This window comes from Lysinibacillus sp. JK80 (assembly GCF_027557635.1).
GTDB classification, from domain to species: domain Bacteria; phylum Bacillota; class Bacilli; order Bacillales_A; family Planococcaceae; genus Lysinibacillus; species Lysinibacillus capsici.
The window spans coordinates 2,567,857-2,591,925 of sequence record NZ_CP058997.1 but is presented as its reverse complement, the minus strand read 5'-3'; the positions used below and the strand labels follow the sequence as shown (position 1 = coordinate 2,591,925).

The 24,069-nt window shown below is 38.8% G+C and carries 24 protein-coding genes and 1 riboswitch; of the genes, 18 read left to right on the top strand and 6 right to left on the bottom strand.

Translation table 11 applies throughout. The annotated features are described in order from the left end of the window. The first annotated feature begins 7 nt into the window (after positions 1-7). The 17 genes from HXV90_RS13205 (at position 8) to HXV90_RS13125 (ending at position 17,305) form a co-directional block, all read left to right on the top strand. Positions 8-820 (top strand): GNAT family N-acetyltransferase, encoded by an 813-nt coding sequence (locus HXV90_RS13205; RefSeq protein WP_269897386.1) that lies wholly within the window; start codon positions 8-10, stop codon positions 818-820. A 1-nt stretch (position 821) separates the two neighbouring features. After that, the gene (gene menC / locus HXV90_RS13200) at positions 822-1,928 is read left to right on the top strand and encodes an o-succinylbenzoate synthase (RefSeq protein ID WP_004225539.1); all 1,107 of its coding nucleotides are present in this window, start codon (positions 822-824) and stop codon (positions 1,926-1,928) included. Positions 1,929-1,967: 39 nt separating this feature from the next. Beyond that, entirely contained in the window at positions 1,968-3,023 is a 1,056-nt protein-coding gene (locus HXV90_RS13195; RefSeq protein ID WP_269897385.1) for a YkvI family membrane protein, read from the top strand. 305 nt (positions 3,024-3,328) lie between these two features. After that, the gene (locus HXV90_RS13190; RefSeq protein ID WP_036078131.1) at positions 3,329-3,946 is read left to right on the top strand and encodes a TetR/AcrR family transcriptional regulator; all 618 of its coding nucleotides are present in this window, start codon (positions 3,329-3,331) and stop codon (positions 3,944-3,946) included. 120 nt (positions 3,947-4,066) lie between these two features. Continuing rightward, complete coding sequence (locus HXV90_RS13185) at positions 4,067-5,209, top strand: acyl-CoA dehydrogenase (protein WP_036078132.1); 1,143 nt, start codon at positions 4,067-4,069, stop codon at positions 5,207-5,209. A 43-nt stretch (positions 5,210-5,252) separates the two neighbouring features. Then, positions 5,253-6,887, top strand: a complete 1,635-nt coding sequence (locus HXV90_RS13180; protein ID WP_269897384.1) for an AMP-binding protein — start codon at positions 5,253-5,255, stop codon at positions 6,885-6,887. 15 nt (positions 6,888-6,902) lie between these two features. Then, positions 6,903-8,261: an acetyl-CoA carboxylase biotin carboxylase subunit gene (locus tag HXV90_RS13175; protein ID WP_048393349.1), complete on the top strand. Its 1,359-nt coding sequence runs from the start codon at positions 6,903-6,905 to the stop codon at positions 8,259-8,261. Positions 8,262-8,328: 67 nt separating this feature from the next. Further along, complete coding sequence (locus tag HXV90_RS13170; protein WP_004225532.1) at positions 8,329-8,541, top strand: acetyl-CoA carboxylase biotin carboxyl carrier protein subunit; 213 nt, start codon at positions 8,329-8,331, stop codon at positions 8,539-8,541. Between the two features lie 14 nt (positions 8,542-8,555). Continuing rightward, on the top strand, positions 8,556-9,473 hold the full coding sequence (locus tag HXV90_RS13165) for a hydroxymethylglutaryl-CoA lyase (protein WP_269897383.1): 918 nt from the start codon (positions 8,556-8,558) through the stop codon (positions 9,471-9,473). Further along, positions 9,470-10,252: an enoyl-CoA hydratase gene (locus tag HXV90_RS13160; protein ID WP_048393353.1), complete on the top strand. Its 783-nt coding sequence runs from the start codon at positions 9,470-9,472 to the stop codon at positions 10,250-10,252. Before HXV90_RS13165 ends, HXV90_RS13160 begins: the two co-directional genes overlap by 4 nt. 53 nt (positions 10,253-10,305) lie before the next feature. Beyond that, on the top strand, positions 10,306-11,844 hold the full coding sequence (locus HXV90_RS13155; RefSeq protein WP_004225528.1) for an acyl-CoA carboxylase subunit beta: 1,539 nt from the start codon (positions 10,306-10,308) through the stop codon (positions 11,842-11,844). Between the two features lie 45 nt (positions 11,845-11,889). Beyond that, the gene (locus HXV90_RS13150; RefSeq protein WP_269897382.1) at positions 11,890-12,543 is read left to right on the top strand and encodes a VanZ family protein; all 654 of its coding nucleotides are present in this window, start codon (positions 11,890-11,892) and stop codon (positions 12,541-12,543) included. 326 nt (positions 12,544-12,869) lie between these two features. Beyond that, positions 12,870-13,595, top strand: coding sequence for a hypothetical protein (locus HXV90_RS13145; RefSeq protein WP_269897381.1), 726 nt, complete (start codon positions 12,870-12,872; stop codon positions 13,593-13,595). 24 nt (positions 13,596-13,619) lie between these two features. Further along, positions 13,620-14,114: a Cys-tRNA(Pro) deacylase gene (ybaK, locus tag HXV90_RS13140; RefSeq protein WP_009371630.1), complete on the top strand. Its 495-nt coding sequence runs from the start codon at positions 13,620-13,622 to the stop codon at positions 14,112-14,114. A gap of 119 nt (positions 14,115-14,233) precedes the next feature. Continuing rightward, on the top strand, positions 14,234-14,869 hold the full coding sequence (locus HXV90_RS13135) for a YczE/YyaS/YitT family protein (RefSeq protein WP_225340661.1): 636 nt from the start codon (positions 14,234-14,236) through the stop codon (positions 14,867-14,869). Between the two features lie 101 nt (positions 14,870-14,970). Continuing rightward, positions 14,971-16,047 carry a hypothetical protein gene (locus HXV90_RS13130; protein WP_009371628.1) on the top strand — a complete coding sequence of 359 codons (1,077 nt, stop codon included), beginning with the start codon at positions 14,971-14,973 and terminating at the stop codon, positions 16,045-16,047. A 58-nt stretch (positions 16,048-16,105) separates the two neighbouring features. Beyond that, the gene (locus HXV90_RS13125) at positions 16,106-17,305 is read left to right on the top strand and encodes a glycine C-acetyltransferase (RefSeq protein WP_016992223.1); all 1,200 of its coding nucleotides are present in this window, start codon (positions 16,106-16,108) and stop codon (positions 17,303-17,305) included. Positions 17,306-17,437: 132 nt separating this feature from the next. On the opposite strand, the gene HXV90_RS13120 is transcribed toward HXV90_RS13125, so the two are convergent. The 6 genes from HXV90_RS13120 to HXV90_RS13095 all read right to left on the bottom strand — a co-directional run bounded on the left by HXV90_RS13120 (position 17,438) and on the right by HXV90_RS13095 (position 23,226). Further along, the gene (locus HXV90_RS13120) at positions 17,438-18,634 is read right to left on the bottom strand and encodes a CaiB/BaiF CoA transferase family protein (protein WP_048393363.1); all 1,197 of its coding nucleotides are present in this window, start codon (positions 18,632-18,634) and stop codon (positions 17,438-17,440) included. After that, positions 18,631-19,791 carry an alpha-hydroxy acid oxidase gene (locus HXV90_RS13115; protein ID WP_269897380.1) on the bottom strand — a complete coding sequence of 387 codons (1,161 nt, stop codon included), beginning with the start codon at positions 19,789-19,791 and terminating at the stop codon, positions 18,631-18,633. The genes HXV90_RS13120 and HXV90_RS13115 overlap by 4 nt, the downstream gene beginning before the upstream one ends. 14 nt (positions 19,792-19,805) lie before the next feature. Then, positions 19,806-20,585 (bottom strand): enoyl-CoA hydratase/isomerase family protein, encoded by a 780-nt coding sequence (locus HXV90_RS13110; protein ID WP_048393368.1) that lies wholly within the window; start codon positions 20,583-20,585, stop codon positions 19,806-19,808. A 13-nt stretch (positions 20,586-20,598) separates the two neighbouring features. Beyond that, complete coding sequence (locus HXV90_RS13105) at positions 20,599-21,270, bottom strand: methionine ABC transporter permease (protein ID WP_048393370.1); 672 nt, start codon at positions 21,268-21,270, stop codon at positions 20,599-20,601. Beyond that, on the bottom strand, positions 21,263-22,288 hold the full coding sequence (locus HXV90_RS13100) for a methionine ABC transporter ATP-binding protein (protein WP_115674319.1): 1,026 nt from the start codon (positions 22,286-22,288) through the stop codon (positions 21,263-21,265). The genes HXV90_RS13105 and HXV90_RS13100 overlap by 8 nt, the downstream gene beginning before the upstream one ends. 107 nt (positions 22,289-22,395) lie before the next feature. Beyond that, positions 22,396-23,226, bottom strand: a complete 831-nt coding sequence (locus tag HXV90_RS13095) for a MetQ/NlpA family ABC transporter substrate-binding protein (protein WP_269897379.1) — start codon at positions 23,224-23,226, stop codon at positions 22,396-22,398. A gap of 88 nt (positions 23,227-23,314) precedes the next feature. Next, positions 23,315-23,419: riboswitch (SAM riboswitch) on the bottom strand. A 122-nt stretch (positions 23,420-23,541) separates the two neighbouring features. Between HXV90_RS13095 and HXV90_RS13090 the strand changes: the two genes are divergently transcribed. Beyond that, positions 23,542-24,042: a PPC domain-containing DNA-binding protein gene (locus tag HXV90_RS13090; RefSeq protein ID WP_269897378.1), complete on the top strand. Its 501-nt coding sequence runs from the start codon at positions 23,542-23,544 to the stop codon at positions 24,040-24,042. Positions 24,043-24,069: the final 27 nt, after the last annotated feature.

Sequence of the window (24,069 nt, the reverse complement as noted above, 5' to 3'; positions counted from 1 at the left end):
GATAGCTATGATAGAGATAAGAGAAATCAAAACAATAGAACAACTTGAGCAGGTTCAGCAATTAGAGTTGAATGTATGGGGAATGTCTGCTATTCCTCTCCATCAAACGCTGACAGCAGTGAAAAATGGGGGCATCGTTGTAGGTGCTTATCAAGAAGATAAATTAGTCGGATTTAGTTATGGTTTTGCGGGTTTTCGAGAAGGAAAAAGCTATCTATGCTCTCATATGTTAGGGATTGATGAAAAATATCGATCACTAGGCATAGGAGAAAAGTTAAAGTATGAACAGCGAGCTATTGCTATTGAACGTGGCTATGACTTAATGGTATGGACATTTGACCCTCTTGAAACCCGAAATGCTTATCTTAATTTATCTAAATTAAAGGGTATTTGCTATACCTATATAGAAAATTGCTACGGTGAAATGCAGGATGGTTTCAATAAAGGGCTACCCTCTGATCGATTTGAGGTGAGCTGGCATTTAACTTCAGATTATGTGGTGAACGACATTACAATAGAAGTAGCGGATGCAAAACCAGTGGCAAGCTGTGAACTTACAAAGCAGGGCTTATTATGTTTAAAAATAACTGAAAATTTTGAATTTGTAGAAGAGTTGTATACGCTACCTGTTCCTAAGGACTTTCAAGCCTTAAAAGCACAAAATCCTAGCTTAGCATTGGATTGGCGTTTCAAAACAAGAACTATACTAAAGCAACTATTTTCAGCAGGGTATGCAGCAATTTCACTGCAACAACGAGAATGCTATAACGAATATGTTTTAGTGAAAAAAGCAGCTTTAAATTTGGAAGGAGCATTTTAATATGAAAATTACAGAAATCACAATACGACAATTGAAGATGAAATTAAAAGCACCGTTTACAACAAGCTTTGGCACGTTTGATGAGAGGGACTTTTTAGTCCTCGAGGCAAAAGATGAGACAGGCTTAATTGGTTGGGGAGAATCAGTTGCCTTTCATTCACCTTGGTACAATGAAGAAACACTTCAAACAAACTGGCATATGCTTGAAGACTTCCTCATTCCTCTTATTTTAAATAAAGAGATTCATCACCCCGATGAAGTGAGTCAACTATTTGAGCCGATTCGCAAAAATAATATGGCGAAATCGACGATAGAAGGAGCTATTTGGGATATATATGCACAGCAAACTGGTCAATCCCTAGCAACAGCACTTGGTGGTAAAAAGGATAAAATTGAAGTAGGTATTAGTATCGGCATACAAAATTCGATCGAGGAGTTAGTTACATTAGTTGACGGCTATGTAAAGGAAGGCTATAAGCGCATGAAAATTAAAATAAAACCGGGCTGGGATATAGAGGTTATGCGTACATTAAGGGAAACATTTCCTGATGTAGCCTTTATGGCGGATGCCAATTCAGCCTATCGTCTAGAGGATACTGAAACATTGAAACAACTGGATGCATTTAACTTAACAATGATTGAGCAACCACTGGCTTCAGATGACATTATCGACCATGCTTCATTACAAAAATTAATGGAAACACCAATTTGTTTGGACGAAAGTATCCATTCGTTAGAAGATGCACGAAAGGCTGTAGAACTAGGGAGCACCAAAATTATAAACATAAAAATTGGTCGTGTTGGTGGCCTAACAGAAGCAAAAAAAATACATGATTATTGTGAGACACATAACATCCCAGTATGGTGCGGCGGCATGTTGGAATCTGGTATTGGTCGTGCGCACAATGTAGCCTTAACAACGTTGTCAAATTTTATATTACCGGGAGATACTGCTGGCTCTAATCGATATTGGGAAAAGGATATTATCGAACCAGAAGTAGTTGTAAAAGATGGTTATATTGAAGTACCACAACAAGTAGGAATTGGTTATGAAATAAATAGGGAAACGGTTAATTCCTTCACAGTCGCACAGAAAACATATCAATAAATAGACTTAAATTTCTTATATTAGAATAGTAGGTGGGCTATGAAAAAAAGTTGGCAGATAGGTGGAGCATTTGTAGGCTTAATTGTTGGAGCAGGGTTTGCATCGGGTCAGGAAATAATGCAGTACTTTACTAGCTTTGGCTTGTACAGTATGGTAGGTGCCATTGTTGCTACCCTTGCCTTCGCATTTTTAGGAATGAGTTTAGCTCAATTAGGAACAGATTTACAAACAACATCACATAAAGAGGTGATCTATCATATAGGAGGGCGATATGTTGGCATTATTTTAGATATCGTTATCACGTTTTTCTTATTTGGCGTTGCTGTTGTCATGTTTGCTGGATCAGGCTCAACATTTCATCAGATGTTTGGCATCAATCCAGTAGTTGGTAGTATTTTTATGGTTGTTATAACTATACTAACCTTACTATTAAATGTTAATAAGATTATTAATTTAATAGCATTGGTTACCCCTTATTTAATGGGTATCATTTTTATTATTTTGATTTATTCTATCTTTACGATGGATATATCTATTGCAGAGCAAAATACTTTAGCGAAAGCACAATCATCTGCAGCAGCATCTAATTGGTTAATGGGAGCGTTACTTTATGTTTCCTATAATATCGCTGCTGGTGCAGCAATGTTAATTGTAATGGGTGGAACAGTAAAGGACCGCAAAGTTGCTGGCAGAGGTGGACTACTTGGCGGCTTAATGCTTGGTATCTTAATTGTATTAATCAATATAGCCATGTTTGCTAAAATAAATGTTATTGATGGAGTAGCAATGCCAACATTAGAATTAGCAAAACAAATTCACCCTATAGTAGGTGTCTTAATGTCTATTGCTTTATTAGGCATGATGTACAATACCGCGGTGGGGATGTTCTATTCATTTACAGTTCGATTTATTGCGCCAGACCATCAATATTTTAAAGTAGCTATTGTAGTTATAGGATTAATAGGTTTTGCTGCAAGCCTAGTAGGATTTACTACATTAGTTGGTAAAGTCTATTCAACAATGGGCTACTTAGGTTTCGCCTTAATTGTTGCTGTTATTATTTCGTGGCTACGTAAACTACCAAAAACTTTATAAAGTAAAAATTTCCCTTTTGTGAACGTAAGGGAAATTTTTCTATTTTTTTGTGATGAAAGCAAGATATATATCATACAGTTAATTTGTGTTTGCAAAATCTATCCATGCTGTTTTAAGTAAAAATTATGCTCGAAACTATAGAAAAAAGCTATTCGGTGCTAGACACCAATTTTTGAGAATGTTATATTTGTATTGTCATAGTATTTTTATAATTAGGAAAAAATAGAATACTTTATGGGTTTAATGGTTTTTCCTGATTATAAGGAGTGATGAAGTATAGAGCTAGATGAAGGATGATAGGGCCTATGGTAAAGAAAACGTTAAAACAAAGAATTGTAGACGCTTCAGTTGAATTGTTTCAACAAGATGGTTATCACAATGTAACCGTGGATCGTATTGTGGAATATATTGGGGCATCAAAGGGTGGATTTTATCATAATTTTAAATCAAAAGATGAACTGTTGTATGAAATTCATGATGTCTTTATTTCATATGTCATTCAACAATCGCAAGCTGCATATGACAAATTCGATACACCCATCACACGTTTGTGTGCCATGCTGCAAACACTGACACAAGTATTTGATATGTATCAAGCACATATTACGATTTTTTATGAAGAAAGTCGTTCACTCTCAGATGAATATAGTGACATCATCCATAAAAAGCGAGATCACTATCGTGATATTTTACAAAGAGTGATAGCAGAGGGTCAGGAAGCAAAGGTTTTTCGTACCGAATTACCTTGTACAATTGTAACAATGGCAATTGTTGGGATGATTAACTGGACGTACAAATGGTTTAAGCAATCAGGACCATTAACGATGGAGCAAATCACAGATGTTTTTACCGATATGGTATTACGGGCAATTGTGACAGAACAAGCCATGGGAGAAGCGAAGCAATTTATAATAAAGGGGTAGCCAGTAGGAAACACTGGTTTTATTATTTGTTTTTACAAACCGACTAGTCGGTATTACACTGTAAGCAATTGTTCTTGAGCTACATCTACTATGGCAAATTCAACAATAGGGGGATTAGGGATGAATTTTGAATTAACAAAAGAGCAAGAAATGATTCGAGACATGGTGCGTGATTTTGCTGAGAAGGAGATTAAACCGTATGCTCGTGAGGTTGATGAGACATCAACAATGAGAATAGAGAGTTTTAAGAAAATGGCAGAACTAGGCTTATTGGGTATCCCGTTTCCTGAGGAATATGGTGGATCAGGTGGTGATACGGTGTCCTACGCTTTAGCTGTAGAGGAGATTGGTCGAGCATGTGGGGGCACAGGGTTAAGCTATGCAGCTGCTGTTAGCTTAGGAGCCTCACCAATTTACAACTTCGGCACAGAGGAGCAAAAGCAAGAGTGGCTAGTTCCATTAGCTAAGGGTGAGACATTAGGATCATTCGGTTTAACAGAGCCAAATGCAGGTTCAGATGCAGGGGGCACACGTACTACAGCTGTTATTGATGGTGATGACTACATTATTAATGGAGAGAAATGCTGGATCACTAATGCAGGATATGCTCGACAAATTATTGTAACGGCGGTAACAGGTAAACGTGAGGATGGTAAAAAGATTATTTCTTCTATTATTGTGCCAACAAACACACCAGGCGTAACAATCAACTGTAATTATGACAAAATGGGTGTACGTGGCTCCAATACATGTGAAATTGTGTTAGAAAATGTCCGTGTCCCAAGAACAAATCTATTAGGGGATGAAAAACGTGGCTTTAGCCAGTTTTTAAATACATTGGATGGTGGTCGTATTTCCATCGCTGCTCTTTCTGTTGGAATTGCCCAGGCTGCTTATGAAAAGGCACTAAAATTCGCGAAGGAACGTGAGCAATTTGGTGCACCTATTTCGAAGCTACAAGCGATCCAATTTAAATTAGCGGATATGGCGATGGAAATAGAGCTTGCTCGTACGCTAGTACATAAAGCGGCATGGTTAAAAGATCAAAAGAAGCCATTTGGCAAAGAAGCTGCGATGGCTAAACTATTTGCTTCTGAAATGGGCTTCCGTACATGTAATCAAGCAATCCAAATTCATGGTGGTTCTGGATATATGAAAGAATATGATGTAGAACGTCATTTACGTGACATTAAATTAATGGAAATCGGTGAAGGAACATCTGAAATTCAACGTCTTGTTATTTCTCGTCTAATTGGCTGTTAATCATCATCAGTTAAGTTAAATAGCATAAATAAGGGGGATCTTCATGGCAGAACTTGTGTATCAAACAATTGGTCAATTGCTAGATGAACAATCAAAAAAGTACCCGCAGAATGAAGCATTAGTCTATGCTGACAGAAATTTACGCATGACTTATGAACAGCTAAATCGTCAAGCACGATACGTAGCGAGAGGTTTAATGGCTCTAGGAATTGAAAAGGGAGACCATATCGCAGTATGGACGACGAATGTTCCTGAGTGGGTACAGCTTCAATTTGGTACAGGGAAGATGGGTGCTCCAATTGTAACGGTAAATACGAATTACCGTGCGAGTGAGTTGGAGTATTTATTGAAGCAATCTGATGCTAAAACGATTTTTTTAATTGAAAATTATCGAGACCATTCTTTTATCAATACACTGCAAGAGTTATGTCCAGAGCTTGAACATTGTGAACCAGGTAATTTGCAATCAAAGCGACTACCTTTATTAAAAAATGTTATTTTAATCGGTGAAACCAAATACCCCGGCGTACTTAATTGGTCAGACGTTTTAACTGCTGCCGAGCAAGTAACCGAGGAACAGTTAGATCAGAGAGAGCAGTCTCTTCATTATGATGATGTCATTAATATTCAATATACTTCTGGTACAACAGGCTTTCCTAAGGGAGTAATGCTAACGCATTTTAACTTAGTCAATAATGCTGTTAACATTGCAGAATGTATGCGTTTAACGGCAGAGGATCGTCTATGTATCCCAGTCCCATTCTTCCATTGCTTTGGTTGTGTCATAGGAACATTAGCCATTACAACAAGAGGTGGAACAATGGTACCAGTGCAGGAGTTCTCACCTGAAGAGGTACTAAGAACCGTTCAACAAGAGAAATGCACTGCATTACATGGCGTGCCAACGATGTTCATTAGTGAACTGAATTTATCGAATTTTGCATCTTTTGATCTTTCAACTTTACGTACAGGAGTCATGGCAGGATCAAACTGTCCAATTGAGGTTATGAAAGCGGTCATTGAGAAGATGGGCATGAAAGATATAACAATATGCTACGGTCAAACAGAATCATCTCCTGTTATTACACAGACAAGAACGGATGACCCGCTAGTGTTAAAGGTGGAGACGGTTGGCCGCGCTTTACCTAACCTAGAAGTAAAGATTGTTGTTCCTGGAACTACCGAGGAAGCTCCGACAAATGAACAGGGAGAGCTGTGTACAAGGGGCTATCATGTGATGAAGGGCTATTATAAAAACCAGGAGGAAACAGATCTGGCTATTGACGAGGATGGTTGGTTGCATACAGGTGATTTAGCAACGATGGATGAAGCAGGTTATGTCCGTGTAACAGGTCGTTTAAAGGATATGATTATCCGTGGTGGCGAAAACCTATATCCTCGTGAAATTGAGGAGTTCCTTTATACACATCCGAAAATTTCAGATGTTCAGGTTGCAGGTGTCCCTGATCCTGTTTATGGCGAGGAGGCGGCAGCTTGGATTGTTTTAAAAGAAGGAGAGCAGGCCACAACGGAAGAAATCCGAGATTATTGTCGGGATAAAATTTCAAGACATAAAATTCCACGACATATTTTCTTTATTGATAACTATCCAATGACTGCATCTGGAAAAGTTCAAAAATATAAATTACGAGAAGATTTCGTTATGACTGTAAAGTAAGGAGGGGCAGTGGATATGTTCAACAAGGTATTAATTGCAAATCGTGGGGAGATTGCTAGACGTGTGATCAGAACATGCAAGCGCCTAAATATTCATACGGTTGCTATCTATTCAGAGGCAGATGCTGAAAGCTTACATGTGAAAGATGCAGATGAGGCTTTCTGTGTAGGGAAGTCCCCTGTTGCACAGAGCTATTTAAACATCGACCGCATTCTTGAAATTGCACTAGAAAGTGGCGCAGAGGCTATTCATCCTGGCTATGGTTTACTATCAGAGAATGCAAATTTTGCGAAACGTTGTACAGAGGCAGGTTTAGTGTTTATCGGGCCAAGTGCTGATGTGATTGCTTCAATGGGCAGTAAATTAGAGGCTCGTAAAACAATGAAAGCTGCTAGTGTACCGATTGTAGAGGGTGTAGAAGCGCCAGTGAAGGATGTAGAAGAAGCCACTGCCATAGCGGAGCGTTTAGGCTATCCGATTATGTTAAAGGCATCGGCAGGCGGTGGCGGTATCGGTATGCAGCTAGTTGAAAATGCTGAGGAACTAGCCAAAGCTTTTGAGGGCAATCAAAAGCGTGCACAATCATTCTTTGGTGATGGCACGATGTATATGGAGCGATTCATTGCTAACCCTCACCATGTCGAAGTGCAAATTATTGCTGATCATCAAGGTAATGTCGTTCCATTATTTGAACGAGAATGCTCTATTCAACGAAGAAATCAAAAAGTAGTAGAAGAAGCACCATCACCGTTTATCTCACAAGAGACCAGAGAAAAAATGCTAGAAGCGTCAGTTAAGGCGGCGAAGCATATTGGTTATGTCAATGCTGGAACAATCGAATACTTGGTTGATGAAGATCAAAACTTTTATTTTTTAGAAATGAATACAAGACTACAGGTAGAGCATCCCGTTACCGAAGAAATTACGAAGCTTGATTTAGTAGAAGAGCAATTAAAAATTGCGGCAAAACAACCTCTTACGTTTACTAGAGAAAGTATTACTAAAGAGGGGCACGCGATTGAAGTGCGCATATACGCTGAAAATCCTTCGACGTTTTTCCCGTCTCCAGGTACTATTACGACTCTTGAATTACCGACAGGTGAAGGAATTCGACATGAGTGTGGTGTAGAGTCTGGTTCAGTGGTAACACCATTCTATGATCCAATGATTAGTAAATTGGTGGTGTGGGGGGAAACAAGAGAAATTGCCTGTGAAAGATTAGCACAAGCGCTAAAGGCGTATAAAGTAGAGGGGATTCAAACGAATATCCCGATGCTGTTAAAAACCGTCACACATGAGCAATTTTTAAAAGGCTATACGACAACAAAATTTGTAGAGCAATATTATTTACCGCAATTAGCAGAAACAAAATAACAATTATCATGTATTCGTGCTTCTATAGAGGGACGAATACATGATAAAAAAATAGGAGTGAATGATTATGGCAACAGTAAAAGCAAGCATGGCAGGAACAGTATGGAAAATCGTCGTAACAGAGGGCGAGAAAGTGACAGCAGGTCAAGATGTAGCTATTTTAGAATCGATGAAAATGGAAATTCCAATTGCAGCAGAAGAGGATGGCGTAGTGACGAAAATCATTGCCAATGAGGGAGACTTCATTAACGTTGATGATGATATTTTAGAAATTGAATAAGAGGAGGCTTGTTTATGCAGCTACCTAAGCAAGTCGCAATCAAAGAAGTTGGTCCCCGTGATGGCTTACAAAATGAAAAAACGCATATTTCAACAGCTGATAAAGTGCAATTAGTAAATTTATTAGGTCAAACAGGATTAAATTATATTGAAGTGACATCTTTTGTGCATCCCAAATGGATTCCTCAATTGGCAGATGCAGTCGAGGTTCTGCAAGCCATTAAAAGACATAAGGATATTACCTATGCGGCACTTGTACCCAATATGAGGGGCTTAGAACGCGCATTACAGGCTGAAGTAGATGAAGTAAGTATTTTTATGTCTGCTAGTGAAAGCCATAACCAAAGTAATATTAATAAAACCATAGAAGATACATTTCCTATATTAGAGGAAGTTGTAGTAGGAGCTCAGGCTGCAAAAAAACATGTTCGAGGTTATATCTCAACGGTTATTGGTTGTCCCTATGAGGGGTATATACACCCTGACAAGGTATTACGAGTAACGGGAAAATTATTGGAGATGGGTGTGACTGAAATATCGCTTGGTGACACAATTGGTGTTGGTGTACCGACGCAGGTTGAGTTTCTTTTAGAGGAATTGCTAAAAAGGTATCCTGCTGAAAAATTTGCCATGCATTTTCATGATACACGTGGGACAGCATTAGCCAATATTATGAAGTCCTTAGAGATGGGTATTACCAAATTTGATAGTGCGCTTGGTGGGCTAGGGGGCTGCCCATATGCGAAAGGTGCCTCAGGTAATGTAGCCACAGAAGATTTATTGTATTTATTCGATGAGATGGGCATTGAAACAGGCGTAGATCGACAAAAGGTGCTAGAGGCAGCACTCTTTATTGAAGAGAAGTTAGGCAAAGCGGTTGCATCAAAGCAAATGGCTATTGTCCGCAATGAAAGGAGTGCAAATCAAGGATGACACAACTCGTTCGATTTGAATTACTAGAGGGTAGTATTGGACTTATTACTCTTTCAAGACCAGAAGCTGCTAACGCTATGTCGGTTCAATTACTGCATGAGCTGTCTGCCACACTTGACCAAATCAATGGTGATCCAGCAGTGCGTGTAGTCCTTCTAACAGGTGCAGGCGAAAAGGCATTTTGTGCAGGTGCTGATTTAAAGGAACGTAAAGGAATGTCTGATCGACAAGTGAAGCAGATCGTGCAACTGATTGGTGCCACTGTGGCAAAAGTTGAAACGCTTGCACAGCCTGTCATTGCTGTCCTAAATGGTGTTGCCTTTGGTGGAGGCTTGGAGTTGGCACTAGCTTGTGATTTACGAATTGCGGCTACACATGTAAAGCTTGGCTTAACAGAAACATCACTCGGTATTATTCCAGGAGCTGGGGGAACACAGCGACTTCCACGTCTAATTGGTCTTGGTAAAGCAAAGGAATTAATTTATACAGCACGTAGGCTCAGTGCTAAAGAAGCTGAAAATTATGGCATTATCGAGTATGTTTATGAAGGACATGAGGTATTAGATAAGGCACAACAGCTTGCACTGGAAATGGCAAAAAATGCACCACTCTCTCTAGTGCAAGCCAAAGTTGCGATCAATCAAGGTGTTGAGGTAGATTTAGCTACCGGGTTAAAAATTGAATCACTTGCATATAGTGCACTGATCCCAACAGAAGACCGATTAGAGGGCTTACTTGCCTTCCAAGAGAAGCGAGCGCCACAATATTCAGGGAAATAAAACGCCAAGAAATAATTTTGGTGTAATCGATTGGGCAAAGGGAGGAAAAAAACATGAGCAATATCTCGACAGAAAATACACCACCTACAATGAAAGATAAAATTTTAGCAGGTGGATTACCAAAATATCATGACAAAAATGCACAACAAGGCAAGCTATTTGTACGTGAGCGTCTTGAACTATTACTGGATGATGGTCTTCAATCAGAGGATGGACTCTATGCGAACTGTTTAGCAGGGGATTTACCAGCAGATGGCGTTATCACTGGTATTGGTAAAATCCATGGTCGCACAGTTTGTGTGCTAGCGAACGATTCAACGATTAAAGCTGGTTCTTGGGGAAAACGCACGGTTGAAAAAATGATTCGCATTCAAGAAACCGCTGAAAAGTTGAATTGTCCATTACTTTATTTAGTAGATTCTGCGGGTGCGCGTATTACAGATCAGCTTGAAATGTTCCCGGGACGCCGAGGTGCAGGACGCATTTTCTACAATCAAGTCAAACTGTCAGGAAAAGTTCCGCAAATTTGCTTATTATTTGGTCCTTCCGCAGCGGGTGGCGCCTATATTCCTGCATTTTGCGATATCGTGGTGATGGTAGAAGGGAATGCTTCTATGTATTTAGGATCTCCTCGAATGGCCGAAATGGTTATCGGTGAAAAAGTAGATTTAGAAACAATGGGTGGCGCAAAAATGCACTGTTCCGTTTCTGGTTGTGGAGATGTGCTTGTTAAATCCGAACAGGAGGCTATTACTTATGCGCGCAAATATTTAGGATATTTCCCGAATAACTATGCAGAGCGTAGCAAGGTAGAGGCTCCTAAACCACCAGCTTCATTTGATAAATCTATTGAAGAATTAATTCCTCAAAATCAAAATGTACCATTTGATATGTATAAGCTAATTGATCGTATTATTGATGAAGATTCGTTTTGTGAGGTTAAGAAATTATTTGCACCAGAATTAATTACAGGCCTTGCACGAATTAATGGACAATCCGTTGGGATCATCGCTAACCAACCACGTGTTAAGGGAGGCGTGCTATTCCACGATTCTGCTGATAAAGCGGCGAAATTTATTTCACTTTGTGATGCATTCAATATCCCACTGTTATTCCTAGCAGACGTTCCAGGCTTTATGATTGGTACTCAGGTAGAAAAAGCAGGAATCATTCGTCATGGTGCTAAAATGATTTTTGCCATGAGTGAGGCAACTGTTCCTAAGCTAACGGTCATTGTGCGTAAAGCGTATGGTGCAGGATTATATGCAATGGCTGGCCCTGCGTTTGAACCAGACTGCTGTATTGCCTTATCAAATGCACAAATTGCCGTAATGGGACCAGAAGCTGCTGTCAATGCCGTCTATGCCAATAAAATTGCAGAACTTCCAAAAGAAGAGCAAGCAAGCTTCATTGCCGAGAAACGTAAAGAATATCAAGAGGAAATTGATGTGTATCGCTTAGCTTCAGAGCTTATCATTGATGATGTGATTGAGCCTAATGAGCTGCGTAAGGTACTAGAAAATCGCTTAGAACTTTATATGTCAAAATACTTATTATTCTCACAACGTAAGCATGGGGTAAACCCAGTTTAAACATACTTATTAAAAGGCTGTCTCTGCTGGTAGGAGACAGCCTTTTTGGATGATAATTTTTTCAGCTACTTGCAAGCTATAGTTGAGCATATTAAAATATGGGAAGGAATAAAAGGGAAGTGGGTGTTAAGCTTGTCTAAAAACAACATAGCGGATGTTCAAAATAATGCCAAGCTCCCATTACCATATCGGGATGTCATTGATACATATCATTTGCCGCTAAAGATCGCAGGTTGGATTTTATTTAGTATCTATTCATTTATGGCTTTTTATAAATTGGTTGTTGATCGCTTAGTAGATGTAGTCGTCATTTTATTAAAGGGAGATTACTCTATAGGTGACTTAGGATTGTTTGATTATAGTAGCTGGCGATTAACTACTAATTTTATTCCCTTCGAAACGATTCTCCGTTATATAAACTACTCTCAATATTTTAATTGGGAAATTATAATCGTTAACTTACTTGGCAACTTATTAATTTTTACTCCAATGGGCTTTTTACTGCCATTGCTATCGAAGAAATTCCGAAAAGCGTGGGTTATTATTTGTTTAGGCTTTATTTCTAGTCTTGCTGTTGAAACCGTTCAATTTATTTTTACCGTTGGTTCTGCGGATATTGATGATTTAATTTTGAATACAATTGGTGCATGGCTTGGTTACTTAGCCTATAAAGGGATATTGATTAGACCCAAAAAATAAGAAAAGCAGTCCAGTATGAAGGGCTGTTTTTTTACGTTGATTAACACTATTTGTGCAGTGTATATGGTAATAAATTTTATTGAAAAGGATATGGAGCTAATAAATGAATATGAAAACATTAATTAGATGAGATTCTTTATACCTATTTTTGAAAATAATTAGTATCTCTTTAGGAGGTTAGTAGTAATTAGTGCTTGAATTTAATAGTGAAAATTCCGATAATAAGTGTACAGAAACTTATAAAATGGTATAGATAGAGTGTGAGGAAGAATGTTCATATCTATTAACTTATTAGCATATGTAGATAGAAGGGCGAGGTGAAAACTATGAAAATATCAAATTTAATGGAACAAGAAAGAATTTCATCCCAGCATAATCGTAAAAAAATACTTCAGCGTAAAGAGGCAGGAGATGCCTATAGAAAAAATGCGATGTATTTTCAGCCGAAGAAAAACCCATTATTGATTGAACTTGAAAATTTATTATTAGGACGTACTGACCAAGATTTGTATGACCAGCAGCAAGAAGAGTCAAAAGAAGTAACTCCTCAGCAGAAAGCCATTATGGAAGATTTACAGCAAACAGAAAAGAATGTACGGGCACATGAGCAAACCTATAAAGTAGGAATGAATGATAACGCTGATCCCTCGAATATATCCGATTCAGAACTAGGTGACACACTGCACATTTTAGAGCAGGTACGTAATGCAGCATTGTCATCAGCAGAGCCTTCTCCTCAAGATTTACGTGTGGCGCAAAGCGTTGATGCTCAAATACAGCATATGTTAAATAATTCAAATGTTGACGAGGTTACCACAAATGAAAGCGAACCATCTTTTGTACGTGACATCATTGAAGTGAAGGTTCCTGAACGTTACTCGAAGGAATTGAAATTGGACCCATTTGCAGATACAATTTTCGGTAAGAACTATGAGACTGCATTCAAGTTAAGAGCATTTAAACAGGCATCGGAAAGATATGCGGCTCACGTTCAAATGACGAAAAATGGCTATCGTCCAGACAAGGATTCTATGTTCTCTTTGATAGCCTGATGCTGTAGATAGGAGATTGTTGACATGGCAAAGGCAAAGCACGCGAAAACGAATGCGATTCGTTTATTAGAACAACAAAAAATTCATTTTGATGTGATGGAATATGAAACAGGGGACGGTCAAGTTGATGGTGTTTCTGTAGCTGAGAAAATAGGACAGCCTGTTGCTCGGGTATTTAAAACATTAGTAGCAAAAGCAAGTGCACAAAGGTTATTTGTATTTGTTATTCCAGTGGCTGAAGAGCTGGACTTAAAAGCAGCCGCGAAGGTAGTTGGGGAAAAGAAAATTGAAATGTTAGCGGTAAAAGATCTACTTAGCCATACTGGTTATGTTCGTGGTGGATGTTCACCAGTAGGGATGAAGAAGTTATATCCAACGGTCATCGATGTATCTGCTCAAGAACAAGGTAGTATAATCGTTAGTGCTGGGAAAATTGGTATGCAAATTCATGTACAAATAGATGATTTGAAGAATATAACAAAGGCACAACTTGCCTCAATTACAACTACCCATGAGTGAGAGAATGGGTAGTTTTTTATGTGGTAAGATAAACGGTTTAGTTTAAGCACTATAGCTTAATTTTGGTTGAAAGTATGATAAAGTAATAGCAATATTATTCATAGAGAGAAGGATAAGGAATGCGTAGAATAATGGGGTGGCGTTGGACCTTTTTTATTGGTGGCTTAATGGTGATGTCACTTGGAATCACGATGTCGATAAAGGGGAAAATCGTTGGCACAAGCCCATGGGATGTTTTACATGTAGGTCTCTTTCAAAATTTTGGGTTAAGTATCGGCACATGGTCTATTGTAACAGGACTCTTTATAGTTGCTTCAACATCCATTGTATTACGTCAATGGCCAAAGATAGGTACTTGGCTCAATATGCTGTTAATTGGCTCGTTCATTGATGTATTTAATTGGATGTTGCCCTCAACGGATGTATATGGCTTACAAATTACATATTTTATTATTGGCTTATTTGTTTTGAGCTTTGGCTGTGGGATGTATATTGCACCGAATATGGGCGCAGGACCAAGGGATACCTTAATGATGATACTTGTCGAAAAGTTTGGTGGATCTATTAAAACAGCAAGAATGGGAATTGAAGTACTTGTAACCATTGTTGGCTGGCTTCTAGGAGGACCAGTTGGAGTAGGGACTGTATTGATCGCTTTAACTTCAGGCTATATTGTGCAATATTCATTACCGTATTGTCGTAAAATATTGATGAAATGTATTGGAAATATGGAAGGCATGAAGCCATTCTATTAAACCAAGAAGCTACTTATATCTGTAAAGGATAGAAGTAGCTTTTCATTTTTTTTAGCGTTCTTTCATATAATGCAGGGCACAAGCTAAAGGAGGAACGACATTTGAACGGAAATGTAACGTATTATTTTGGACACGCATTGACTGGCCAAGGTGTGAAGCATTTATATAAAGAAATGATGGAAGAGGCGTCTCTCGTTTATTTTTTGCAAGGGCCTGCCACATTTAAAGGTTCAGAACTGTTAAAAGAACTAGGATACTTCTATGTGAAACAGGGCTTTGCTGTCGAGTGGTTTAAGCATGCTTTATTAGAGGAGGTTGTTGAGGCCGTTTATATAAAAGGCTGTAACAGACTTTTTGTATGGGCATCTGAGTGGAATATCGAGCCAACTTTACTCGGTACAAAGCATCGTGTCATGTCTTTCTATGAATGCTTAGAAGACATACAGCTTAAAAAGGTAGGAGAACAGCTTGCAGAGGCGATGCAAGAGCGTGCAACATGGCGTGAAAAATGCATAGCGAAACTGGATCAAGCAATCAAGCTACATGATGACTGGGAGGTTATCACACAAAGCTGTATGAACTGGCAGGCATTAAATGAACAGGTGGAAAATTTAAAGTCGGAAGTGTTCCAATCTATTATTCTGAATAAAACAGGTATGCGGACACATCGTTTACTGGGAACGCTAACTCCTAGAGGTGCGGAAAATACAGTGGATAGTATCACCAAAAGTATCACGACTCGCTTCATGATTAAAGGTAAGCCAGGTACAGGCAAATCTTCACTAATGAAAAGCTTAGCCGATGAAGCAAATGCAAGAGGGCTTGATGCACAAATTGTTTGGTGTGGCTTAGATGCGGGATCTGTAGATATGGTCATTATCCCAGAGCTTAATTTCTGTATTTTTGATAGCACAGAGCCTCATATCTTTGATCCAGAGGATGGTAGGTTAGGGGATAAGATATTTGATATTGGTCAACATTGTGCGCTGTCAGAGGAAGCAGAAACTGCGATCGAGGCAGTGCGAGCACAATACAAAGAAGCTATACAGGATGCGATGGGCCATTCCAAACGATATGCAGAAGCTGAATATACCGTTCGTCGTTTATTAGATAATTGTCTATCGGCTTCTTTATGGCGCGAAAAAACAGCGCCACTATTCGAAAGATTAACAAAGTAATGTAGCTAATGGCTTGCATGTGCTAAACTAGGAGCGAGAACAGTTTTCCTAGGAAAGGATGATACGCTTGTCAAAAGTATTGAATGCATTTTTAGATGAAAACCTACAAGCCTTACATGAACAAGGCTTATACAATGAAATCGATCCAGTAGAGGGAGCAAATGGCCCAATTATTCAGGTCCGTGGCAAAAATCTTGTTAACTTATCCTCTAACAACTATCTTGGTTTAGCAACAAATGAAGAATTAAAGCGTATTGCCAAAGAGACAATTGATAAATACGGTGTTGGAGCAGGTGCTGTTCGTACAATCAACGGGACACTTGACTTGCACGTAAAATTAGAAGAAAAGCTTGCTGAATTTAAAGGAACAGAAGCGGCTATTTCTTATCAATCTGGATTTAATTGTAATATGGCAGCTATTTCGGCTGTAATGGATAAAAATGATGCCATTCTATCTGATCAATTAAACCATGCCTCTATTATTGATGGATGTCGCTTATCAAAGGCAAAAATCATCGCGTTTAATCACTCTGATATGGAGGATTTACGTGCAAAGGCAAAGGCAGCAAAGGAATCAGGTTTATACAATAAAATCATGGTTATCACAGATGGTGTCTTCTCAATGGATGGTGATATTGCTAAATTACCTGAAATTGTGGAAATAGCTAAAGAGTTTGATTTAATCACGTATGTGGATGATGCACATGGTTCGGGTGTAACAGGTAAAGGAAAAGGAACTGTGAAGCATTTTGGATTAGAAAAAGAAATTGATTTCCAAATTGGTACATTATCAAAAGCCATTGGTGTAGTAGGTGGCTATGTAGCAGGTAAGAAAAATTTAATTGATTGGCTAAAAGTTCGCTCACGCCCATTCCTATTCTCAACAGCATTACCACCAGGTGATGTAGCCGCTATTACAGCAGCCGTGCAAATGCTGATTGATTCAACAGAGCTACACGATAAGCTGTGGGATAATGGAAATTATTTAAAAGCGGGGCTTGAGAAGCTTGGCTTTAATATTGGTGCGTCTGAGACACCAATTACTCCATGCATCATTGGGGATGAAAAGTTAACACAGGAATTTTCAAAACGTTTATTTGAAGAAGGCGTTTATGCAAAATCAATTGTCTTCCCAACAGTTCCAAAAGGTACAGGTCGCGTTCGGAATATGCCAACAGCGGCACATACAAAAGAAATGCTTGATGATGCAATTGCGATTTACGAGAAGGTTGGTCGTGAATTAGGGGTTATTCAATAAGAAAAAGGCTTCCTCATGGATGGGGAAGCCTTTTTTTGCATGATAGAAAGGAAAAAGTGAAGGATAGAATCGAAAAAGTGACCGATAGAAGCTTAAATCTAATTGATAGCGATCTAAAAATAGACAATCTCTTTATTTTGACCCAATTATTTTGCCTGCCTTGAGCTGTTGAATAGCTTGATCAGAAATATTTAATGCCTGTAAAATTTCTTCATTATGTTGTCCTAAAGTGGGTGCTGCACTTGTTAGCTGTCCAGGTGTTTGTGAAAACTTAGCTGGGAAGCCCAATGTTCTCATTGGTCCAGCAGTCGGATGCTCATAGGACAGTACCATGCCACGCTCTAGTATATGAGGGTCATTCAATGTTTGGTCATAAGAATAGATTGGACTAGATGGTACACCATGCTTATCTAATAGTTCGAGCCAGTAGATAGCCTTATGCTTAATTAGCTCGCTTTCAATTTCTGCTTCCAGCTCCCTCACATGTTGGGCACGTGAATAGTTGGTAGCAAAGAGAGGATTGTCTAACCAATCAGGTCGATTGACAACCTTTGCCGCAAAAATCTCCCATAGCTTTTGATTGCCAGCACCTACTAGAATATAGTCATCCTGTGTTTTGAAACCTTGATAGGGCGCAGACACACGATGGGCGGTTCCTGTTCGCTCAGGTAACTCACCCTTTCCGAAGTAAGCAGCGGCCTCCCAAACAGTCCACGCAAGACCTGACTCCACTAAGGACACATCAATATATTGACCTTCACCACTACGAAGCTTATAAATATAGGCCATTAAAATCGATTGTAAGGCTGTTTGTGCAGCAGCAATATCATTCACCGCAAAGCCAACTTTTACAGGTCGTCCATCTGCTTCACCTGTCATATGCATTAAGCCACTCAGACCCTGAGCCATAATATCATAGCCACCCTTTTGACTATAAGGACCTGTTTGACCATAACCAGAAATAGAGCAGTAAATTAGGCCAGGATTGATGGCTTTTAATGTGTCATAATCAATACCAAGCTTTTTCGTGACACCTGGTCGATAATTTTCCACAAGTACATCAACAGATTGAATCAATTCTTTAAATAAAGTCAGTCCTTCAGTCGTTTTTAAATTGATGCAGACACCTTTTTTATTACGATTAACCATCATATACATATGACTTTCTTCATTAACGAATGGACCCATTGTACGGGTATCGTCTCCATTTGGGTATTTTTCAATTTTGATAACTTCTGCACCCATATCTGCTAATACCATGGTGCAATAGGGACCTGCTAAGACTTGTGATAAATCGATAACCTTTAATCCTTGTAATGCTTGTTTCATTTACCCTCAGTCCCATCCTGTTTGACTAATGTGATGTTGCGTAATCCTTTGACAGAGGTAGCACCGGCTAATGCGATAGAAACCTTTAATTCATCATAAAGATTGGTCATCACCTTTTCGACACCTTGTTGTCCCTCAAGGGCTAGTCCATAGACGAAAGGACGTCCAATTGCAACTGCATTCGCTCCTAAAGCAAGTGCTTTTAAGGCATCCATGCCACGATATATACCACTATCTAATATAATAGGAATTTGTCCATTCACAACTTTCACAATAGCAGGAAGGGCATCAAGTGAACCAATCACACCATCTAATTGACGGCCACCATGGTTTGATACAATAATGCCATCAATACCATTGTCGATAGCATGTTTTGCATCTTCAGGATGTAAAATTCCCTTCAATAATATAGGAAGGTTGGTGCGTTTTTTTAGCTCTCGAACATGCTCCCAATTAAGTGTTGGGTGGAAGACATTTTGCAAGACACCTTGTACGTAGGATTCGAATGAATCATCAGGTAAAGTGGCTGTAAAAACAGGATCATTCATATAATTTCCTCTTGCATAGCCTAGCTTCAATGGTGAAAATTGATTGCGTACATCTTCTTCACGCCAGCCTAGCATTACGGTGTCGACAGTTAAAACGATCGCTTCAAATCCAGCTTCCTCCGCACGTGCAGCCATGCTAAAAGCAATTTCTTCATTAGTAGACCAATATAATTGAAACCATTTTGTTGCAGAAGGCGCAGCTTGAGCAACTTCTTCAAGAGCAAAAGTGGACACAGTGCTTTGTATATAAGGGATATTTAAAAACTGGGCGGCACGTGCAACGGCAAGCTCACCTTCATCGTGAACCATTCCGTTCATGCCCACAGGAGCAAAAAGCAAAGGAGTTGGATATGTTTTACCAAACAAATGAACCGATGTATCAACGTGTGACACATCATTTAAAAATCGGGGAACAATGGAATACTTCTCAAAAGCTGCACGATTATTGCGCAGTGTTTGTTCACCGCCAGCACCTGAACGGATGTAGCCAAAAGGGCCAGCATCGATTTTTTCCGCTACGGCCTTTTCTAAATCTGCAAAGCAAATGGGGAAGGGGGCTTGTGCAGTTATATTTTTTAAGAGTAGATCGCCATCAGTTATGTTTGTCATCGTTACTACCTCACTTATTTATTGAAAATAGGCTTTCTTTTATTTAAAAAGGCTTGAATACCTTCGTTATAATCGTCTGAACTAAATGAATCCAAAACTAACTGTGCCAGCTCATCGTTTTCTTCAATTTCACCATCAACAATTGCTTGGATAATTTTTTTGATGCCTGCGTTTGCAATGGATGATTTACTTAATAAATGTTCAGCGAATTGCAATGTCGCCTCATCAATTTCCTCTGGTTCGTGTAGGGCCGTGATTAAACCAATATTTTTTCCTTCTTCAGCTGTAAAAATAGTTGCTGTGTACAAAATTTCCTTTGCCTTAGCGACACCAACAATATTGATGAGACGTTTCGTGCTTTCTAAATTATAGACAATACCTATGTTTGCAGCGGTAATGCCTAGCTTACTCTTAGGCGTTGCTATTCTAAAATCACAAGCATTTGCTAACTCTAAGCCACCACCAATTGCTAAGCCCTGAATCATAGCAATTGTCGGGTGTGGAAATTTATAGAGAGCATCGATCGCCTTTAGAGCCAATTCATTATAGGCTTTAGCATTGTCTGTAGCATAACGAACATCTAAAAACTCGCTAATATCTGCACCGGAAGAAAAGGCTACTTCATTGACACCGCGAACAATTAAAAGTTTGATGGAAGAATCTATACGGAGCAGCTCTAGTTGGTCTACTATGGCTTGAAACATTGCCCTTGATAAAGAATTCCGTTTATCCGGGCGGTTTAATACTAACGTTGCAATATAGCCATTTTTCTCTACATAAATTTCGTTTGTCATCTTCATTCTCCTCTTAATCTTTTTTCAACTTCGCGGCGAAGCGGTTACCAATGGATTGAATGCTCTGCACAAGGATGATTAAGATAAAGACAGTTGCATACATCACATCAACCTCATAGCGCAAATGACCATAACGATAGGCAAGGTCACCTAAACCGCCAGCACCAACCATTCCTGCCATTGCTGTTGCACCAATTAATCCTATTGTGGCAATTGTTAAGCCTAAAATAATAGATGGTCGCGCTTCACGTAATAGGACATGCCAAATGATATGGCGACGTTTAATACCCATGGCTGTGTAGGCTTCTACTACTCCGGAATCCACTTCTAAAAGCGCAGACTCCATCAGTCGTGCAATATAAGGAGCTGTGTAAACAACTAGTGGAACGATTACACCTTTAACACCAATTGTTGTACCTACAATTAACTTGGTAAAAGGTAAGATGAAGAATAGTAAAATGATAAATGGAACAGAGCGAACAATATTGATAAATAGATTAAAAAACTGATAGAAAAATTTATTTTCAAAGGATTGTCCTGGTCGTGTTAAAACGATTAATAGCCCTAATGGAATGCCAATCAGAATGGAGAAAAATAATGAAATTCCGACCATTTGAAATGTTTCGATAATTGCTTTGCCAATAACATCTGACCAATCTGTAAAGAAGCTTTGGATACTACTCATTGAACGCACCTCCTAATTCTTCCACTGCCACGCCATTTTCTGAAAAATACGTTAACGCCTTTTGGACAATCTGCGTTTCGCCATGTAAATGCACCACAATATTGCCGACAATACCGTTTTTTAATTCAATAATATTAGCTGTTAAAATATTTGGTTGCACATCATATACCTTAGTGACTTCTGCTAATAATGGCTTACCAGTACTTTCACCAAGGAATGTTAAACGGATTACACTTCCTGAAACATTTAATTGCTCAATAAGAGAAGGGGATAAATTACGTTGTGAAATTGTATTCAAAAACTTTCGCGTTGTAGGGTGCTTCGGTTTCGCAAAAAGTTCAATCGCTGTGCCAAATTCCACAACTTTCCCTGATTCTAGAACAGAAACCTCATCGCAAATTTTTTGAATTACATTCATTTCATGTGTGATGAGCAGAATCGTAATGCCTAATTCACGATTAATTTTTAACAACAATTCAAGAATGGCTTCCGTTGTCTCAGGATCAAGTGCACTTGTTGCTTCGTCACTAAGTAAAATCTCTGGTTCCTGTGCTAAGGCACGTGCAATAGCCACACGCTGTTTTTGACCACCTGAAAGTTGATTTGGGTAACTATCTAGTTTATCTGTTAAACCGACAATTTCAGCATACTTAGCTACTCGGTTTTTTACTTCCGCCTCTTTATAGCCTAGTAGCTTTAAGGGAACTGCAATATTATTGTAAACTGTTGCTGTTTTTAAGAGATTAAAGTGCTGGAAGATCATCCCGATTTTTTGGCGTGTTTGACGTAATTCGTGAAGAGAAAGGGTCGTAATGTCTACATTGTCTATCACTACTTTTCCTGCTGTAGGACGTTCTAGTAGATTAACGCAACGAATGAGTGTACTTTTACCAGCACCACTATAGCCGATTACACCATGAATTTGTCCCCTTTTTACGTGAAGGTTGATGCCATCCACAGCTTTTATGATGCCTTTTTTCGATTTAAATTCTTTTGAGATATTTTGTAATTGAATCATGCGATTGTTTGCTCCTTTCTCAACCTTCTAAAAAGCAAGAATCTGCTCGTCTTCCCATTGGGGAATTTCAGCAGATTCTTCGGCTTTATAGAAGCTTTCTGAACATATTACCAGCTAGGGATTACAGAACCTTTGAATTCCTCTTCGATGAATTGACGCACTTCGTCAGATTGGTAAGCCTCAACGAACTTTTTAATTGTTGGATCATTTTCATTTTCAGCACGTACAACAATATAGTTCACGTATGGAGAATCAGTAGATTCCAATAAAATAGAGTCATCTTTAGGGTTAATGCCAGCCTCTAGTGCAAAGTTTGTATTAATAGCTGCTACATCTACTTCACTAAGTTGTTTAGGAATTTGAGCTGCCTCTAATTCAATGAATTTTAAATTCTTTATGTTTTCTTCTACATCACGGATCGAGGCTGTTAAGTCTGCACCCTCTTTTAACTTAATATAGCCAGCTTCCTGTAAAACAAAGAGGGCACGTGCTCCATTCGTTGGGTCATTTGGTAGGCCAAACGTTGCACCGTCAGGAATGTCATCAAAGGATTTATATTTTTCAGAGTAGATACCCATTGGATTTAAAATCGTCTTGCCCACTGGTACTAAATCTGTATCATGGTCTTTATTAAATGTATCTAGGAAAGGCTCGTGTTGATAGCTGTTCGCATCAAGATCACCTTCAGCTAAGGATGTATTAGGTAAAACATAGTCAGAAAATGATTTTAGTTCAACTTTTAGCCCATTTTCTTTTGCTACTTTAGCGGCTACTTCTGCAATTTGTTCGTGTGGACCAGAAGTGACGCCTACAACGATTTTCTTTTCATCAATTCCTTCAGCTTGGCTTTTACTATCTTCTTTAGAGCCACAGCCTGCTAAAGCCGCTACTAATGTTAAACTTGCTAAACCTACTAAAAATTTATTTTTCTTTTTCATGAAAATACCTCCAAGATTGTTTTTATCGGTTTTTTGAAAATAAAAAAACTCTCTTACAAATTAAGAGAGGCTCATGAAAAGATGTCCTCTCTTATCTATCAAACGAAGATCGTTTGCAGGATTTAGCACCTTCCTTTAAAAAGGAGGTTGCCGAGCTTCATAGGGCCAGTCCCTCAGCTACTCTTGATAAGAGATTTATAATATTTTTTTGTAATTCCGATAGAACTAATATAATTTATAGGGTATAGTAAGTCAATAAATAATTTTTAAATTTTTTATATAATTATAATATTTCGACGCAAAAGAGGGATAACAATGTCTGTAAGAGTTAATTATGGTATAGGTTCATTTGGTAAGGTTATTAGTGCTCGTTTTCTAACGGGAACAGATATCATTGAAGGGATTGAAGCGCTTTGCGAAGAGAATAGTATAGAGTCAGCAACAATTGTAAGCTGTATTGGCAGCTTTCAAAAAAGTAGCTTTGTTTATTTAGTGCCAGATGCAACAGTTCAAATTCAAGTTCGTTTTAGTGATGTGATTGAAAAAGAGGGACCATTAGAATTTATTCAAGGTTCAGGTGTGGTGTGTAAGCGAGATGGTGGATATGAGACACATTTCCATGGTTCTATGAGCGATCAATGGGGTGTTGTATCAGGTGGGCATTTAATAAAAGGGGGCAACCCTGTTATTACTGCTGATATCGTGTTGGCAGAGGTACAAGGGATTCAACATATTCGAAAATGGGATGATGAAACAGGTCATGTTCAATTTTATCCATTAGAAAATGGTTTAGGGCAACCAAGGAAAATTGAATAATAGTAATAATCCTGTAGCTAGGGATAG

What these genes read in the sequence shown, in the direction of transcription:
- HXV90_RS13165 (WP_269897383.1), top strand. Translation starts at nt 8,556, where the DNA reads ATGCAGCTACCTAAGCAAGTCGCAATCAAAGAAGTTGGTCCCCGTGAT.
- HXV90_RS13135 (WP_225340661.1), top strand. Translation starts at nt 14,234, where the DNA reads ATGCGTAGAATAATGGGGTGGCGTTGGACCTTTTTTATTGGTGGCTTA.
- HXV90_RS13145 (WP_269897381.1), top strand. Translation starts at nt 12,870, where the DNA reads ATGAAAATATCAAATTTAATGGAACAAGAAAGAATTTCATCCCAGCAT.
- HXV90_RS13175 (WP_048393349.1), top strand. Translation starts at nt 6,903, where the DNA reads ATGTTCAACAAGGTATTAATTGCAAATCGTGGGGAGATTGCTAGACGT.
- HXV90_RS13185 (WP_036078132.1), top strand. Translation starts at nt 4,067, where the DNA reads ATGAATTTTGAATTAACAAAAGAGCAAGAAATGATTCGAGACATGGTG.
- ybaK (WP_009371630.1), top strand. Translation starts at nt 13,620, where the DNA reads ATGGCAAAGGCAAAGCACGCGAAAACGAATGCGATTCGTTTATTAGAA.
- HXV90_RS13170 (WP_004225532.1), top strand. Translation starts at nt 8,329, where the DNA reads ATGGCAACAGTAAAAGCAAGCATGGCAGGAACAGTATGGAAAATCGTC.
- HXV90_RS13115 (WP_269897380.1), bottom strand. Translation starts at nt 19,791, where the DNA reads ATGACAAACATAACTGATGGCGATCTACTCTTAAAAAATATAACTGCA.
- HXV90_RS13155 (WP_004225528.1), top strand. Translation starts at nt 10,306, where the DNA reads ATGAGCAATATCTCGACAGAAAATACACCACCTACAATGAAAGATAAA.
- HXV90_RS13125 (WP_016992223.1), top strand. Translation starts at nt 16,106, where the DNA reads ATGATACGCTTGTCAAAAGTATTGAATGCATTTTTAGATGAAAACCTA.
- HXV90_RS13110 (WP_048393368.1), bottom strand. Translation starts at nt 20,585, where the DNA reads ATGACAAACGAAATTTATGTAGAGAAAAATGGCTATATTGCAACGTTA.
- HXV90_RS13095 (WP_269897379.1), bottom strand. Translation starts at nt 23,226, where the DNA reads ATGAAAAAGAAAAATAAATTTTTAGTAGGTTTAGCAAGTTTAACATTA.
- HXV90_RS13180 (WP_269897384.1), top strand. Translation starts at nt 5,253, where the DNA reads ATGGCAGAACTTGTGTATCAAACAATTGGTCAATTGCTAGATGAACAA.
- HXV90_RS13190 (WP_036078131.1), top strand. Translation starts at nt 3,329, where the DNA reads ATGGTAAAGAAAACGTTAAAACAAAGAATTGTAGACGCTTCAGTTGAA.
- HXV90_RS13195 (WP_269897385.1), top strand. Translation starts at nt 1,968, where the DNA reads ATGAAAAAAAGTTGGCAGATAGGTGGAGCATTTGTAGGCTTAATTGTT.
- HXV90_RS13090 (WP_269897378.1), top strand. Translation starts at nt 23,542, where the DNA reads ATGTCTGTAAGAGTTAATTATGGTATAGGTTCATTTGGTAAGGTTATT.
- HXV90_RS13205 (WP_269897386.1), top strand. Translation starts at nt 8, where the DNA reads ATGATAGAGATAAGAGAAATCAAAACAATAGAACAACTTGAGCAGGTT.
- HXV90_RS13120 (WP_048393363.1), bottom strand. Translation starts at nt 18,634, where the DNA reads ATGAAACAAGCATTACAAGGATTAAAGGTTATCGATTTATCACAAGTC.
- menC (WP_004225539.1), top strand. Translation starts at nt 822, where the DNA reads ATGAAAATTACAGAAATCACAATACGACAATTGAAGATGAAATTAAAA.
- HXV90_RS13160 (WP_048393353.1), top strand. Translation starts at nt 9,470, where the DNA reads ATGACACAACTCGTTCGATTTGAATTACTAGAGGGTAGTATTGGACTT.
- HXV90_RS13100 (WP_115674319.1), bottom strand. Translation starts at nt 22,288, where the DNA reads ATGATTCAATTACAAAATATCTCAAAAGAATTTAAATCGAAAAAAGGC.
- HXV90_RS13105 (WP_048393370.1), bottom strand. Translation starts at nt 21,270, where the DNA reads ATGAGTAGTATCCAAAGCTTCTTTACAGATTGGTCAGATGTTATTGGC.